This is a genomic window from Hymenobacter saemangeumensis (genome assembly GCF_039541835.1).
Taxonomy (GTDB): Bacteria; Bacteroidota; Bacteroidia; order Cytophagales; family Hymenobacteraceae; genus Hymenobacter; species Hymenobacter saemangeumensis.
This window is the reverse complement of the sequence record NZ_BAABGZ010000082.1, coordinates 1-13,479: the sequence shown is the minus strand read 5'-3', so window position 1 is coordinate 13,479 and position 13,479 is coordinate 1. Positions and strand designations below refer to the sequence as shown.

Genomic DNA, 13,479 nt, shown 5'->3' with positions numbered 1-13,479 from the left:
CTTAGTGAGGCATAACCTTGGTTACGGCCTGGGCTTTGTAAATAAATTCCGTTTTACGCAGCGTATTCTGTGCAGCCATAAATTCATCGCAAACCCGAAATACTGCCATAAGGTGGTCTTCGCCTTCCTTAGGGACGTAACCGGTTGAAAACACTTCCGGGTTCTGAAACTGCGCCCAGCCCATGCGGTCGAAAAAGCGACGCTTCATGGGCCGGATGGGTCGTTTTGCCGCTTCAATCGTATCACGCAAGAACTGTCCGGGACCGCGACGGGTAGGCTTCACGAAAAAATTGCGGACGCGGGTATACTCCGCCTCCCGGCTTTTCGGGCTCATACGGTTGAAGTTGCCATTTGGATTGTCGACGTGCATGCTTAGCAGGGCCGTGCACCAGGCGATATTGGCTTTTACCGTAGAAATTCGGTAGGTGTATTCCAAGTCGACAAATACCACCCCGGTGTAGAACAAGCCCAGCAGTGGCAGGGAGGAGCGGCGAATCAGCAAAGGCAGACCAATCATCCAGAAAGGCTCCTTGTGCTCATACCAGCGCATAAAGTCCACAGCGGGGTCTTCCTTTACGCGGGCATACGTTAAGTCTTCCTCCTGAGTAGTCGCATTATACCCCATCACTGCATCTACGTCGGGATGGGCGTGCATGAAGTCGACGCAGGCCCGAATGGCAGGGTAGTTGAAGGCATCGTCGTCGGTGATGTACTTCAGCACTTCGCCGCGGGCCATGAGCATGCACTTGTTGAAGCCATGCGACTCGCCTTTATCCCGCTCCGACACAAACTGCTGAATCTTCCCGGCTTCGTATAGCTCCTGCAGGAAAGCCGGCGTACCGTCGGAACTTCCCCCGTCGGCCACCACAATCTCCTCGTCGGGCAATCGGGCGGCCACCAGCCGGCCCAGTACCTGCTTAAGGTAGGGCAGCTTGTTGTACGTCGTTACAAGGTATGAAACGCGGTAAGCTGACACGGAGAAAGATTAAAAAACCAGCAAAACAATAAGAATTTGCCCCCTCAAGCTATTGCTTCAAAGCCTTGGTCAGGGTTTGGGCTTTGTAGAGGAATTCGGCGGGATGCTCGGCGTTGTAGCGCTCCATAAAGTCGTCGGCAACCCGGAAGGCCGCTTCGAGGGGAGCCTCGCCGGGTACGGGCACGTAGCCTGACGACATGGGAACGTGGTCCTGGTACTGCGGTACCTTCAGCATGCCGAACAAACTACGCTTGAGGGGGCGGATAGGCTTCTTTAGACTTTCAAGCCAGCCCGACTTGTGCCGTATGTAGTCGATAAACCCGTGGCCGATGCGCTTGTCGTAGAAGTAGCGCATGCGGTCGGCCTCGTCCTGGCTGGTTTTGCGGCCCATCACCCGGAAGTTGCTTTGCGGATTTTCGATGCGCACACTCAGCACCTGGGAGCTCCAGGCCAGGCTTACATTCAGGCTGGTGAGGCGGTAGGTAAACTCGGTATCAACCTGCACCACGCCGGTGTTGAACAGGCCCGTAAGCGCCAGAGAGCTGCGCCGTATCAAAATAGGCAGCCCAATCATCCATACGGCCTCTTTATGGTTCAGCCAGCGCTTAAAGTTGTCGGCTACGTCTTCGTACAAGGAAATAGTATGCAGGTTTTCCAGCGGCAGCAGGCCGGTGTAGCCCATGGCTACGTCAACGTCTGGATGAGCCTGCATAAACGCGGCCGCCTTACGGATAGCTGGGTAGTTAAAGGCATCATCGTCGGTGATAAGCTTCACGATGTCACCCTTGGCCATCAGGATGCACTTGTTGAAGCCATGCGACTCGCCCTTGTCGCGCTCCGACACGAACTGCTGAATCTTCCCGGCCTCAAATAGCCCCCGCAAATACTCAGCAGTACCATCGGAGCTGCCACCGTCGGCCACTACAATTTCTTCGTCCGGCAGCCGGGCGGCCACCAGCCGACCCAGCACCTGCCGCAGGTACGGCAGCTTGTTGTAGGTCGTTACGACGTAGCTGATGGCGAATTCGGACATGCAGTACAGGAACTTATCAGTAAAATATTGGTAATCGGCAGGTCAGGTTGGGGGCTCCAGAACTTAGTAGCCCAGTTGCTTGGCGTATTCCAGCATTTTTTCGCGGGGCCGCACCTTTACGGGTCGGGCAGGCACCCCAACATACACCGTCCAGGGCTCAGTATCCTTGGTTACGAGCGAGCAGGCGCCAATTACGGAGCCCTCCCCGATGGTTACGTTGGGCATAATCACCACGTTGGTCCCGATTCCCGAGAAGCGGCTGCAGCGTATCGTGCCGAAGTCGACCGTGTCGCGGTACTCATCGGGCACTGTTACGCTGGTAAAGCCATCTCCCATAAACCGGTCGGAACCGCAGATTAAGCGGCTGCCAGCAGCAATGGTAACAAAGTCTTCCACCACCAGCTTGCTCTGGGCGCCACCAATAACGGTGAGATAAGGCGACAAGTGAATGTAGTCGCCAATCTCCGCCGCTGTGGTCAGGTACACACCGGAGTCGATGGCAACGTGGCTGCCCACGCGCACCAGGTGAGGCCTGCGAATTTCGACGTTGGCACTGATGAACACGTCTTCGCCGCAGCTTTGCAGCAAGGTGGTATCGTACTGTGCGCTTTGCAGGGGTTGAACAGTTCCGGCCATAACTAGCTTAGTAAGGATAAACCGACTCGTAGTACTTCACAGTTTCGGCAATGCCATCCTCGAAGTCGGTGAACTTGAAGTCGGGGAATACCTGGCGAAACTTGGTGTCGTCCATCACCTTTTTTGGCGCACCGTCGGGCTTGGAAGTATCCCAGGCTATCTGCCCCGGGTAGCTGAACTTGTCCTGGATGATGTTGACCAGCTCCTTCACGCTTAGGCCGTCGTTCTGGGCCAGGTTAGTGGGCTGCTGCAGGCCTTCACGGTCGGGATTCTGGAGTACGTCCCACACCAAGCGAGCAAAGTCGGGTGCGTAGAGCCACTCGCGGATGGCCACGCCGGTGCCCCACACCGGCAGCTCCGGCTGTCCGGTTTTACCGGCTTTCACGAACTTGGAAATCAGCGCGTTCAGGGCATGTGCCTTGTTGGGGTCTGTGGAGTCGTAGGGCCCGTACATGTTGGGCGTGAGCAAGTGAATGCTGCGGATGCCGTACTGCAGCTGGAAGCATTCGGCAGCGGCCCAGAGCAGGCGGCGGCTGGTGCCATAGCTCAGCACCGAGCGGTGCAGATGGCCGTTCCACCACTCGTCTTCGCGGAATATATCGGCGGAAGCAGGGTAGGCACAGTTGGCAATGGGGTTAATCACCAATGCCCGGGGGCACTCCTGGGCCACGGCTTCGTACATACCCAGCACCATGCGGGAGTTGTCGGCCACTACGGTGGCGGCCTTCTCGGTCACGTAGTTCAGGCTGCCCACGTGGGCGGCACAGTTGATGATGTGCGTAGGCTGGTGCTCGCGCAGAAAGGCTGCCGTAGCAGCGGTGTCGCGCAGGTCCAGGCCGGTGCTTAAGGATGCGCCTACGAACTCCACGCCATGCGAGCGCAGCATATCTGCGACGTTGCGGCCGGCAAAGCCCGAGGCTCCAAACAATACAATTTTCATAAAATAGCTTACCAGCCCTGCTTGATGGTGGTGATGATGTAGTCAACCTGCTCTTCCGTCAGGTTGTCGTGCAGGGGAATATGAATCTGGGTTTCGTCGAAGCGGCGCTGGTTGCTGAGCTCCATGCGCTTGCTGCCGAACAGGGTATTGTTGTCGATGCCGTCGTGCACCACCGAGGCAGCAATGCCGTTGGCTTTGAGGGTGCGGATGAACTGCAGGCGGTTTTCGACGTGGAAGCCATACAGCCAGTGGGCGCTTTCGCGGTCGGCTTTGCGCTCGAAGTGCGTGATACCGGCTACGTTCTGCAGGCCTTCGTTATACTGCTGCACCAGGGCGCGGCGGCGGGTCATGCGCTCGTGAAAGCCGTCGAGGTTGGCCAGGCCCAGGGCGGCGGAGTAGTCGTTGAGGTGGTACTTGTACCCCACGTCGAACAGGTCATACTCCCGCTCCCCTACCTCGTTCATGGGCGAGTTGGCGCGGTCGATGCCAAACCAGCGGCGGCGGAACACTTCGCGGGCCTTCTCCGGGTCGAGCGCGCAGAGAGCGCCGCCGTCGCCGGTGGTCAGGTGCTTGATGGCCTGGAAGGAGAAGCAGGTGTAGTCGGAGATGGAGCCGATGGGGCGGCCCTGGTACACGGCACCGGGCGAGTGGGCCGCGTCTTCAATCACCACCAGGTTGTGCTTGTCGGCAATGGCTTTAATCTCGGCCATGTCGCAGGGGTAGCCGCCCCAGTGCACGGCCATGATGGCCTTGGTGCGGGGCGTGATGCGGTGCTCGATGTCGGCGGGGTCGATGTTGCCGGTGTTGTACTGAATATCGGCAAATACCGGCGTCGCGCCTACCTGCACCACGGTAAGAGCAGAAGCGATGAAGGTCTGGGGGGCCAGAATTACTTCGTCGCCAGCTCCGATTCCAGCTACCTCCAGGGCCAGGTGCAGGGCACTGGTGCCGCTGTTGAGAGCGGCCGGATTTACCATGCCCAGCTCAGCCGACAAGCGGGTTTCAAACTCTTTCACCAGCTTGCCCTCGCTCAGAAAGGTGCTTTGCAACACGGCCGCAACCCGCTCCTGGGCCGAGGGGTTCACGTAGGTGGTGAAGAGCGGCAGGTACTGGCCTCCGGGCGGAACGTTGGCACCGGCGACAAGCGGCATGGGAGTGGTGTCAGCCATGAATGAAAGGTCGGATTCGGGAGAAAAAGGGAAGAAGAAGAAAGTCCTGGCAGTTAGAATGCTGCTCGCAAAGGTAAGACGGAGGCGAGTTGCCGCGACCGATTTACTCTGACGAAGCAGCCAGGGTTTTGCCGGAGGCAGTGTAGGTAGAATCGGGTGTCAAAAAAGTGTGATAACCTTTAAAAATTGCTATAGCCTAAGGTTAGGTAGCCCCTTTAACGAGCTTGCAAAAGTACGGCAAAAAGACTGGGTGACCGAATTTAAGTCCTATTTACCCCGACGGCTCCAGGTCTTGCAGCAGTACTTTGGCAATGGCTTGGGCGTTGGACCGGGAGCTAAGCTGAGCCGGTCCTGGCCCGGCCAGGTAAGCTTCGATGCTGGCTATACGGCGGGCATACTCGGCGTAATCCATCTGCTTGAGGTAGGCGTAGAGCGCCTCATACGAGGGAAAAAGGCGCCGGTCGATAAAGCAGTCGGCCGGAATGGTCTTTGTCACGGTGGGGTCGCCCAGATAAATGGGGATTACGCCGGCAGCCAGGCAGTCGAACAGCTTTTCGGAAAGGTAGCCGGGAACGTTGCCAGTGTTCTCGTAGGCAATAGCAAACCGGTAGTCGCGCAGCCGGCTGATTTTATCGTCGGGCGGAATGGAGCCCCGGAAAACGCGGTCGAACACCCGGCGGCGGCGATGGCCCAGCCAGGTGAAAAAAGCTGCAGGCAGCACCCGGCGCAGCAGGCCCGCACCGCGCAGGCTCTGCAGCTCCTTCTCGTCGATGCCGCGGCTGAAAAAGTCCAGCTCTTCCGGGTGGTTATCGGAAAACCATTTCAGGGCCTGGTACCGCTCGTGCAACAGGGAGCCCGAGCCCGGCTGGGCGGGGCTGATGCCGAAGGCCGCGGCAACGAGGGTGCACAGCTTGCGGCGGTTGAATTCCGCTTCCGTTACCCGCTGAAACGGGGGATACGACTCAAAGTCGATGGCGTATCGGTACAAGAAAAAGCGCCGGTTGTCGACGACCGTTTCGTTGTAAGTGAAAATCCGGTCGAACACCTGCTGGTTTTCGGGCTGGTAGTTGTGCGGGTGGTAGGTGGCGGTTTCGTAGAGCAGCAGGTACCACTTCTGTCCCGGTGCCCGGCGCATGGCCTGGAAAGGCAGGGAATGGTCGTGGCTGATAACGATGGCCGATTCGCTGGGAGGATGCACTTCCTGGGTGGCCAGGGCGATGCCGTGCTCGGCCAGCAGGCGCCGCAGCTCAATCACCATAAAGGCGTCGGACTTCATGCCCTCCATGGGAGCGCCTGAGAAAATAGCGTCGTTGCTCAGGCAAGGGTGTTCCCGCACGTACAGCGTGGCTTTTATCATGGCTGCTTGCTCAGACCGCGACGGCTTGCTGAAAATCCTGGTACACGGCCCGGACTCCGGTTTCCAGCGCTATGGAGGCATGCCAGCCCAAGCCGGCCATCCGGCTCACATCCAGGCGTTTGGCTGACGCGCCATCCGGGAAGTCGCCATTGAAGCGGATGCGGCAGTCGTACCCTACCACGCGGCCTACCAGCTGGGCCAGCTCGGCAATGCTGAGGTCCTGGCCGGTGCCCACGTTTATTACGCCGGGCTCGTTGTAGTGCTGCAGCAGGAAGAGGCAGGCATCGGCCAGGTCATCTACGTGCAGAAACTCGCGGCGGGGCGTGCCGCTGCCCCACACCTCCACCTCGGGCGCCTGCTGCTCCTTGGCTTCGTGAAACTTGCGCAGCAGCGCCGGCAGTACGTGGGCCCGCTGCAGGTCGTAGTTGTCGTAGGGGCCGTAAAGATTGGTGGCCAGCGCCGAGATGAAGTTGCAGCCATACTGGCGGCGGTAGGCATCGCAGAGCTTGATGCCGGCAATCTTGGCCACGGCATACGCCTCGTTGGTGGGCTCCAGCGGGCCGGTGAGCAAGGCCTCCTCCTGCAGAGGCTGCGGGGCCGCCTTGGGGTACACGCTTGACGACCCCAGAAACAGCAGCTTCTTCACCCCGTTGAGGTAGGCGTGATGGATGACGTTGGTTTGAATCAGCAGGTTGTCGCACAGAAAATCAGCGGGGTAGTCGCAGTTGGCCTGAATGCCGCCCACTCTGGCCGCGGCCAGCAGCACGTAATCCGGCTTTTCCTGGGCAAAAAAGGCCGCTACGGCGGCCTGGTTGCGCAAATCCAGCTCCTGGGAAGTGCGCAGCAGCAGCTGGCTGAACCCGGCCGCACGCAGGCGGCGCAGCAGGGCCGAGCCGACCATGCCGCGGTGACCGGCGACGTATATTTTGGCGTTTTTTTCCATTTACTACAAAGCCAACTCTTCCCTGCGGCTTACTCCTGGCCTGGCTTAACGTTCGCGGATTGATAATTAGAAGGCAAAGATGGCTAGCCTGTGCTTATTGGCAGGTAGCTCAGCTTTTCCACCAGGTAAAGTCGACTGCCTGCTCATACGTCGCCTGATAGGACGGTGGCCGGAGCCAGGCCAGCAGGCGTGCGGGAAGCAGCTTTTTCAGCAGCGGCACGATGGTGGCACCCAGCACCGTGCGGCGGGTTCGGGGGCTGTAGCCCAGCAGGCCTGGCAGCTTGCGCCAGGCCAGGGGCCGGGCTTCGGCCAGGCTGCGCCGGGCAGCCCAGTTTACTTCCCAGTACGTGTAGAGGCTGCGGCGCTCGGCGGGCTGCAGGCGAAAGCGCTGGCCGTAGAACGCATCGGCCTCGCAGCTTTCCACCATGTTTACCAGGCTGGAAAACCATTTGGGCGAGGTGGCCGTGCGCTGCTCGGGGTGCAGCTGGTAGGCAGACAGCAGCTGGGGGATGGCCTGGCCCGGCGCGAAGTGGGCCACGCGGTACCACAAATCAATGTCGGCGCACATGTCTACTTCGGCCCGCATGCCGCCGGCCAGCTCCAGCACGGGGCGCCGGGCAAAGGTGCTGTGCTGGGGGGGCACAAACCGAAATAAAATGGAATGCGGGGTGATGAGGCCGGTAAAGGCGTTGACATACTCGATGCGGTCGTGCAGGTCGATGCCGTACTCTCCCCCGGAGATAAAGCCCGCTTCCGGAAATTGCCGGAAGGCCAGGGCCATGTGCCGGAAGGCGCCGGGCAGGTAGAAGTCGTCGCTGCTTTGAATGGCGACCACCTCGCCCGTGGCCCGGGCCAGGCCTTTGCTCACGGCATCCACAAAGCCGCGGTCGGGTGCCGACCACCAGGTAATCTGCTCGCTGTAGCGCTGCAGCACGGCCACGGTCTCATCGGTTGAGCCGCCGTCGGACACGATAACCTGCACTGCCCCGGGGTAGTCCTGGCGCAGAATGCTTAAGAGGGTGCGCTCGATAAACCGCCCCTGGTTCCAGGACGGGATGATGACGGACACGGACGGAAACTCCTGCATGGGGCTGCTTACGTAGTGAGGGCCGCCAGGTCGGCCAGCCAGAGCTCGAGCAGCTCGGTTTCTTCGGCCGGCACCAGCCCCTGCCGGGCCAGCTCGGCGTAGGCGCGGCGCAGGTTCTCCCCTACCGGCACCGACGGCTCTACTACGGCGCGAACCGCCGCCACCACGCGGTTGGGGTGCAGGTAGCAGGGAATCTCCGACTCAAAATCCTTGAGGTAGTCGTGGGGGTTGCGTATCTGCTGCACGGTGGCCTGGGTGAAGCCCAGCCGGTAGCCGTGGGCCCACATAATGGGCTGGGCCACCAGTCCGCGCAGAATATCTGTGAAGCGGAACGTGACGTAGGCCGGCAGGTAAAGCAGCGGGAACAGCTCCCGGCGCAGGGCAGTGTTCTGGGAGTTGAACGGGCAGAGCGTGCCCTCGGCCAGCACAATGGGCGGGCGCTGGTCGAAGAACACCTCCGTGTTGTCAACCAGGCGGTAGATGGCATCTACGTCGGGGTCGCCATCGGCCAGGGCCTGCCAGACGCCCACCCGGGCCGGCGCGGGCAGCAGTTGCTCCTCGCTCAGGTTGTGAGCGGGGCTCAGAATAAGGTCGAGCGGATAGCCACGGGGCCAGATGTGGTGAGTAGTAAAGCTTTTGTAGATGTTGACAAAGCCTTTTCCGGCCGGAGCCGTGGCGTAGCTGCCTTCCATAGGCGGAAACTCCCAGTCGGGATACGGCAGGTTGTCATCATCGGTGTCGACAATCACCTGGGCCCCGGTGCGGATGGCGTGCAGGTAGCCCATCATCTTGCGGCCATAGTGGTTGTACGGCAGGCGGGTACTCAGCCGGAACCCCGCGGCTTCCTGCTCGGCTACCGACAAATACACCACGCCGGGGGCCTGCCAGTCGGCCGGCGTTTTCCGGTCGCCCACCACAATGGTCTGGTAGCCCGCCCGCCCGGCAAAGCGCCGTACGGCTTCCGTGGGTGGGTATATCGACGTGATGACAATGCTGACGGGCGGGTTTGTGGGCAACATAAGCAATTAGAAAGAAGCGGAGGCGCTGGGCGCGGCCTGCGTAGGCGGATAGGGTTTGAGCACCACAAACGCCTCACCCGACACAGCATCCTGGTAGCGGGCCTGCACCAGGGGTTGTAAGGTAGCTGGCAAGGCAACGGCCGGGGCCAGGCAGAGAAAGCGCAGCTTGTGCTGAACGACCAGCTGGTACTGCGCGCTGTCTGGGGGCCAGCGCCGGCCCTGTCGGGCGTTGAGCTGCACAAAACGGGCCAGGGAAGCGCGCCGAATGCAGGCTACGGCCGCCGCAGTGTCGCGGGCAAAGCGGGGGTCGGTGCGCAGCGTGGGCAGGTCAGGGGCCGACAAGGACACCAGGGTATAGTCGCGGCTGAAGTTGGAGACGTAAGTGCCCCGGGTGAAGGTATCCTGGGTGAGGTGGTAGATGGTTTCGTAGTCGGCATCGGCCATGAAGAAGCCGCCGCGGTTCCCTACTTCAGCTAATGCGCCGCGCACCTGCTGCAGGAAGGCCGGCGAGAAGCGCGTGACCTTGTGCATGGAATGGTCGTGGGTAAAGAGCCGGCGGTGGTTTACCCAGGCCAGGGCCAGCAGGCCGGCCAGCGCCATCGTACGCCGCAGCCGGGAGCTGCCCCGCAGCAGGGCGGCGGCAATGCCGGCCACTGCCAGGGCCAAGAAGGGCGGGAAGGTGTTGCCCAGCAGCTGGTAGCTGTCGGGAAGATGGGCCGTGAGGGTGAAAGCCAGGGCTGAGAGCCCCGTGCTAAGCAGCAGGCCGCCCAGAAGTACTTTCAGGCCAAAAGACCAGCGCTGCCCGCTTGCGCGCAGCCTCCCCCACCCTAGCACGACGAAGAGCAGCGCATAGGCCCCGGCGTACAGAGCCACGTTGATTAGGGTACCGCCCAGCACATTCACCAGGGTGCGCCATTGCCCAAGCGCCGGCAACTGCATTAGCAAGGGGGCGTTGCCAGGCCCGGGAGGCGACTCGGCAGGCAGCTGCAGCAGGTAGAACGCGGCCAGATACAGCAAGCTCAGAAAAAAAGGCAGCAGCAGGCCCAGCAGCTGCGGCTGGTGCAGGCGCCGTCGCAGCCAGAGCACCAGCCCCGTCAAAGCCCCGGCCACGGCCGGAATGGTGGTGACGAACACCAGCGGCAGGGCCGCCAGCGCTAGCCCCGCCGCCCGCCACTGCCGGTGCAGCAGCAGCAGGCTGCCCAGCAGCAGGAAGATATAGATGGCACTGAGCTTGGGTTCGAGCAAGAGCAGGCTGGTGGCCACGTAGCGTCCCCCCTCCGCGAAGGAATGCAGCTCGAAAGCGGGCCAGTACACGCCGCTGACCAGCAGCATACCCAGGGCCAGGCCGGCCGCCTGCACCCCGCGCCAGCCGAAATACGCCAGCAGGGCCCGAAAACCCACAAAAACCAGGGTGGTGAGCACCGTGTAAGTCGACAGGTACAGGCTCCACACGGCTGGGTGGCTGCTTACACGCAACAACAGGGCGTTAAGCCAAAGCTCGTAGTAGTGGTAGGGCTGCACGTTCAGAAACTGCGGAAAAAGCTGCTCCAGCGAGCGGGCTTCCACTCCCGTCCGGTTCAGCGCTTCGCTTACCCGCCCGTAATAGATGTAGTCCTGAAAAGGCGTCAGCAGGAAGGGCGAAGCGGGGTCGTAGAGCAGGGCCCAGCGGGTGGCAAAAAGTATAAGGGCAGCCAGCAGCACCAGGCCAGCCGCTGGCCAGGGCCGGGTGGGGTGAGCCGCCGGAGCAGGCCTATCTACAAGCGAAGAATCTGGCTCATCAGCCTTGGGCTTTAACGCGGGCAGCAGCAACAGCATCAGCCCCAGCAAAGGCAGCATGATGCTTACTCCCTTAGTCCTGACAGCCGCATAGCTTCCCACCAGCACGCTCAGGCCCAGCGTGAGGGCCAGAAAAAGCCGAAAGTACGGTTCGAGCGGCCGGGTGCGCATAAGCCGCAGCAGGCCTTCGCCCAGGCCGAAGCTGGCGCCCAACAGGGCCAGGGCCTGGAGCAGGAAGGGAAGAAACGCGGTGTTTGGCATGCGGCGTTTAAACTAATGCGCATGCGGGCCAGGCAGCGGCCGGAAGCTGCGTACGGCGGCCGCCACGGCCGCTACCTGCTCCTCCGTCATGCCCGGCCACAGGGGCAGGCTCAGGCAGGTGGCGGCCAGCGCCTCGGCAATGGGCAAGGCTCCGGGCGGCAGGCCCAGGTGCGCGTAGGCCGGCTGCCGGTGCGGCGGCACGGGGTAGTGAATGAGCGTGCCAATTCCCTGCTCCGTCAGGTGGTGCTGCAGGGCGTCGCGCTGCGCATGGTGCACCACGTAGAGGTGGTACACGTGGCTGGCGCCCGGGCTCAGGGCGGGCAGGCGCAGGCCCTCAATGCCGGCCAAGTGCTGCCCGTACCAGCTGGCCAGCTGCTGGCGCTGCCGCGTCCACTGGGCCAGCAGCGGCAGCTTGGCACGTAGCACGGCCGCCTGCAGCTCGTCGAGGCGGGAGTTGTAGCCCACCACTTCGTTGTGATACTTGCGCTCCGAGCCGTAGTTGCGCAGTACACGCAGCTGCCGGGCCAGCTCGGGGCGGTTGGTGGTGACGGCGCCGGCGTCGCCCAGAGCGCCAAGGTTTTTGCCGGGGTAGAAGCTGGTACCGCTGGCGGACCCGAAGCTCCCGGTTAGCTGCCCGTCGAACGCCGCGCCCTGCGACTGGGCATTGTCTTCTACCACCAGCAGGCTGTGCCGCCCGGCAATGGCCATGATTTCGGGCATGCGGCAGGCCTGGCCATACAGGTGCACGGGCATAATGGCCCGGGTGCGGGGCGTAATGGCCGCCTCAATCAGCGCCGGGTCGAGGTTGCTGGTGGCCAGCTCGGGCTCCACCGGAACCGGTGTGGCGCCCACCTGCGTTACGGCCAGCCAGCTGGCGATGTAGGTATTCGATGGCACAATGACTTCATCGCCCGGCCCAATATGCAGGGCCCGCAGGGCCAGCACCAGGGCGTCGAGCCCATTGGCGACGCCCACGCACTCGCGCACGTCGTTGAACGCCGCGTACTCCTGCTCAAAGCGGCGCACTTCCTCGCCCAGCACGTACCAGTGCGAGTCGTAGACCCGGGCCATAGCGGCCAGAATGGCTTCCCGGGCCTGCCCGTGCTGAAACTCAAACGAGAGAAAAGGAACCTGCGCCTGCATCAGGGCAAAGATACTGGCCCGGTTTGGCCACCCGGCTCGTGCACTTGCTTCACCACGTACAGCGGCCGGTTGCGGGCGGCATCCAGCCCGCGCCACACGTACTCGCCAATCACCCCCAGGGCCGTCATCTGAAAGGCCGATACAAACAGCAGCACCACCATGAGCGTGGTCCAGCCCTGGGGCTCGTTGGGGCTCACCAGGCGCAGGCCAATGATGTAGAAGCCATACAGCGTGGCAATAATGCCCAGGCTCAGCCCAATGAGTGAGATGGCGCGGATGGGCACGAAGGAAAACGAGAGCAGGGAGTCGAGCAGCAGCTTTACTTTCTTGCCCAGCGTCCAGCGCGAGCGGCCGATGCTGCGCTTGCGCCGCACGTAGGGGATGCTCACGTAGGCGTAGCCCAGCCATACCATGAGGTAAAACACGTTGCTGTTGCGCTCGTGCAGGCGCAGCACCTCGTTGGCTACCTGCCGGTCGAAGAATACGAAGTCGAAGCCTCCATCGGGAATGTTGCGCAAGGCCAAGCGCTTCATGAGCCAGTGAAAGGTATCGGCCAGCCAGCGGGCGGGGCCGGTTTCTTCCCGGTCCTGCCGGTTGCCCAGCACCAGGCGAAAGCCCTGCTGCCAGTAGCCATACATCTGGGCCATGAGCTCGGGAGGGTCCTGCAGGTCGGCCCCGGTCACGGCCAGGCAGTCGCCCGTGGCGTGGGCCATGCCGGCCACAATGGCGTTGTACGAGCCCACGTTGCCGGCCAGCTCCACCACGCGCACCTTGTCGGGGCACTGCCGCTGAAAAGCCAGCAGCGCGGCCAGGGTCTGGTCGCCCGACCCATCGTCGACCATCACATACTCGAAGGTGACATCGGCCGGAAACAGGCGCTCGGCGGCCAGTAGCTCCTGACTGGTGACGGGGATGTTGGCCTCGTTGTAGTAGCAGGGAATGATAACCGAAAGCTTGGGCATAGCCGGCAAGTTAGGCGGTATGGCGGAGTTAAAAGTTGAGAGTTAAAAGTTAAAAAGCAGAACCGCTTTTAACTCTTCACTTTTAACTTTTAACTAGAGCGGTTTCGCGATGCATGTACAGGATTGTGCGAACTTAGCAGGATGAAGGCCTATTCAACCGATTTACGCGAGCGTGTA

General features: G+C 61.7%; 12 protein-coding genes. All 12 read right to left on the bottom strand.

Going from position 1 to position 13,479, the window contains the following annotated elements; all coding sequences use genetic code 11:
• Nucleotide 1: 1 nt before the first annotated feature.
• The 12 genes from ABD919_RS22790 to ABD919_RS22735 all read right to left on the bottom strand — a co-directional run bounded on the left by ABD919_RS22790 (nucleotide 2) and on the right by ABD919_RS22735 (nucleotide 13,302).
• Nucleotides 2-976 (bottom strand): glycosyltransferase family A protein, encoded by a 975-nt coding sequence (locus ABD919_RS22790; protein ID WP_345238402.1) that lies wholly within the window; start codon nucleotides 974-976, stop codon nucleotides 2-4.
• Nucleotides 977-1,025: 49 nt separating this feature from the next.
• Nucleotides 1,026-2,009 carry a glycosyltransferase gene (locus tag ABD919_RS22785; RefSeq protein ID WP_345238401.1) on the bottom strand — a complete coding sequence of 328 codons (984 nt, stop codon included), beginning with the start codon at nucleotides 2,007-2,009 and terminating at the stop codon, nucleotides 1,026-1,028.
• A 63-nt stretch (nucleotides 2,010-2,072) separates the two neighbouring features.
• Nucleotides 2,073-2,645, bottom strand: a complete 573-nt coding sequence (locus ABD919_RS22780; protein ID WP_345238400.1) for an acyltransferase — start codon at nucleotides 2,643-2,645, stop codon at nucleotides 2,073-2,075.
• Nucleotides 2,646-2,652: 7 nt separating this feature from the next.
• The gene (locus tag ABD919_RS22775) at nucleotides 2,653-3,585 is read right to left on the bottom strand and encodes an NAD-dependent epimerase/dehydratase family protein (protein WP_345238399.1); all 933 of its coding nucleotides are present in this window, start codon (nucleotides 3,583-3,585) and stop codon (nucleotides 2,653-2,655) included.
• Nucleotides 3,586-3,593: 8 nt separating this feature from the next.
• Entirely contained in the window at nucleotides 3,594-4,754 is a 1,161-nt protein-coding gene (locus ABD919_RS22770; RefSeq protein ID WP_345238398.1) for a DegT/DnrJ/EryC1/StrS family aminotransferase, read from the bottom strand.
• Between the two features lie 271 nt (nucleotides 4,755-5,025).
• Nucleotides 5,026-6,111, bottom strand: a complete 1,086-nt coding sequence (locus tag ABD919_RS22765; RefSeq protein WP_345238397.1) for a glycosyltransferase family 10 domain-containing protein — start codon at nucleotides 6,109-6,111, stop codon at nucleotides 5,026-5,028.
• 10 nt (nucleotides 6,112-6,121) lie between these two features.
• Complete coding sequence (locus tag ABD919_RS22760) at nucleotides 6,122-7,054, bottom strand: GDP-L-fucose synthase family protein (protein ID WP_345238396.1); 933 nt, start codon at nucleotides 7,052-7,054, stop codon at nucleotides 6,122-6,124.
• Between the two features lie 109 nt (nucleotides 7,055-7,163).
• Complete coding sequence (locus ABD919_RS22755) at nucleotides 7,164-8,141, bottom strand: glycosyltransferase (RefSeq protein WP_345238395.1); 978 nt, start codon at nucleotides 8,139-8,141, stop codon at nucleotides 7,164-7,166.
• 8 nt (nucleotides 8,142-8,149) lie between these two features.
• On the bottom strand, nucleotides 8,150-9,160 hold the full coding sequence (locus tag ABD919_RS22750) for an STELLO glycosyltransferase family protein (protein ID WP_345238394.1): 1,011 nt from the start codon (nucleotides 9,158-9,160) through the stop codon (nucleotides 8,150-8,152).
• A 6-nt stretch (nucleotides 9,161-9,166) separates the two neighbouring features.
• Nucleotides 9,167-11,197 (bottom strand): hypothetical protein, encoded by a 2,031-nt coding sequence (locus tag ABD919_RS22745; protein ID WP_345238393.1) that lies wholly within the window; start codon nucleotides 11,195-11,197, stop codon nucleotides 9,167-9,169.
• A 12-nt stretch (nucleotides 11,198-11,209) separates the two neighbouring features.
• Nucleotides 11,210-12,340 carry a DegT/DnrJ/EryC1/StrS family aminotransferase gene (locus ABD919_RS22740; protein WP_345238392.1) on the bottom strand — a complete coding sequence of 377 codons (1,131 nt, stop codon included), beginning with the start codon at nucleotides 12,338-12,340 and terminating at the stop codon, nucleotides 11,210-11,212.
• Nucleotides 12,340-13,302 carry a glycosyltransferase family 2 protein gene (locus tag ABD919_RS22735; RefSeq protein ID WP_345238391.1) on the bottom strand — a complete coding sequence of 321 codons (963 nt, stop codon included), beginning with the start codon at nucleotides 13,300-13,302 and terminating at the stop codon, nucleotides 12,340-12,342. The genes ABD919_RS22740 and ABD919_RS22735 overlap by 1 nt, the downstream gene beginning before the upstream one ends.
• Nucleotides 13,303-13,479: the final 177 nt, after the last annotated feature.

Coding starts and splice junctions, on each gene's coding strand:
- ABD919_RS22740 (WP_345238392.1), bottom strand. CDS start 12,340: ATGCAGGCGCAGGTTCCTTTTCTCTCGTTTGAGTTTCAGCACGGGCAG.
- ABD919_RS22735 (WP_345238391.1), bottom strand. CDS start 13,302: ATGCCCAAGCTTTCGGTTATCATTCCCTGCTACTACAACGAGGCCAAC.
- ABD919_RS22780 (WP_345238400.1), bottom strand. CDS start 2,645: ATGGCCGGAACTGTTCAACCCCTGCAAAGCGCACAGTACGATACCACC.
- ABD919_RS22760 (WP_345238396.1), bottom strand. CDS start 7,054: ATGGAAAAAAACGCCAAAATATACGTCGCCGGTCACCGCGGCATGGTC.
- ABD919_RS22775 (WP_345238399.1), bottom strand. CDS start 3,585: ATGAAAATTGTATTGTTTGGAGCCTCGGGCTTTGCCGGCCGCAACGTC.
- ABD919_RS22755 (WP_345238395.1), bottom strand. CDS start 8,141: ATGCAGGAGTTTCCGTCCGTGTCCGTCATCATCCCGTCCTGGAACCAG.
- ABD919_RS22770 (WP_345238398.1), bottom strand. CDS start 4,754: ATGGCTGACACCACTCCCATGCCGCTTGTCGCCGGTGCCAACGTTCCG.
- ABD919_RS22750 (WP_345238394.1), bottom strand. CDS start 9,160: ATGTTGCCCACAAACCCGCCCGTCAGCATTGTCATCACGTCGATATAC.
- ABD919_RS22745 (WP_345238393.1), bottom strand. CDS start 11,197: ATGCCAAACACCGCGTTTCTTCCCTTCCTGCTCCAGGCCCTGGCCCTG.
- ABD919_RS22765 (WP_345238397.1), bottom strand. CDS start 6,111: ATGATAAAAGCCACGCTGTACGTGCGGGAACACCCTTGCCTGAGCAAC.
- ABD919_RS22785 (WP_345238401.1), bottom strand. CDS start 2,009: ATGTCCGAATTCGCCATCAGCTACGTCGTAACGACCTACAACAAGCTG.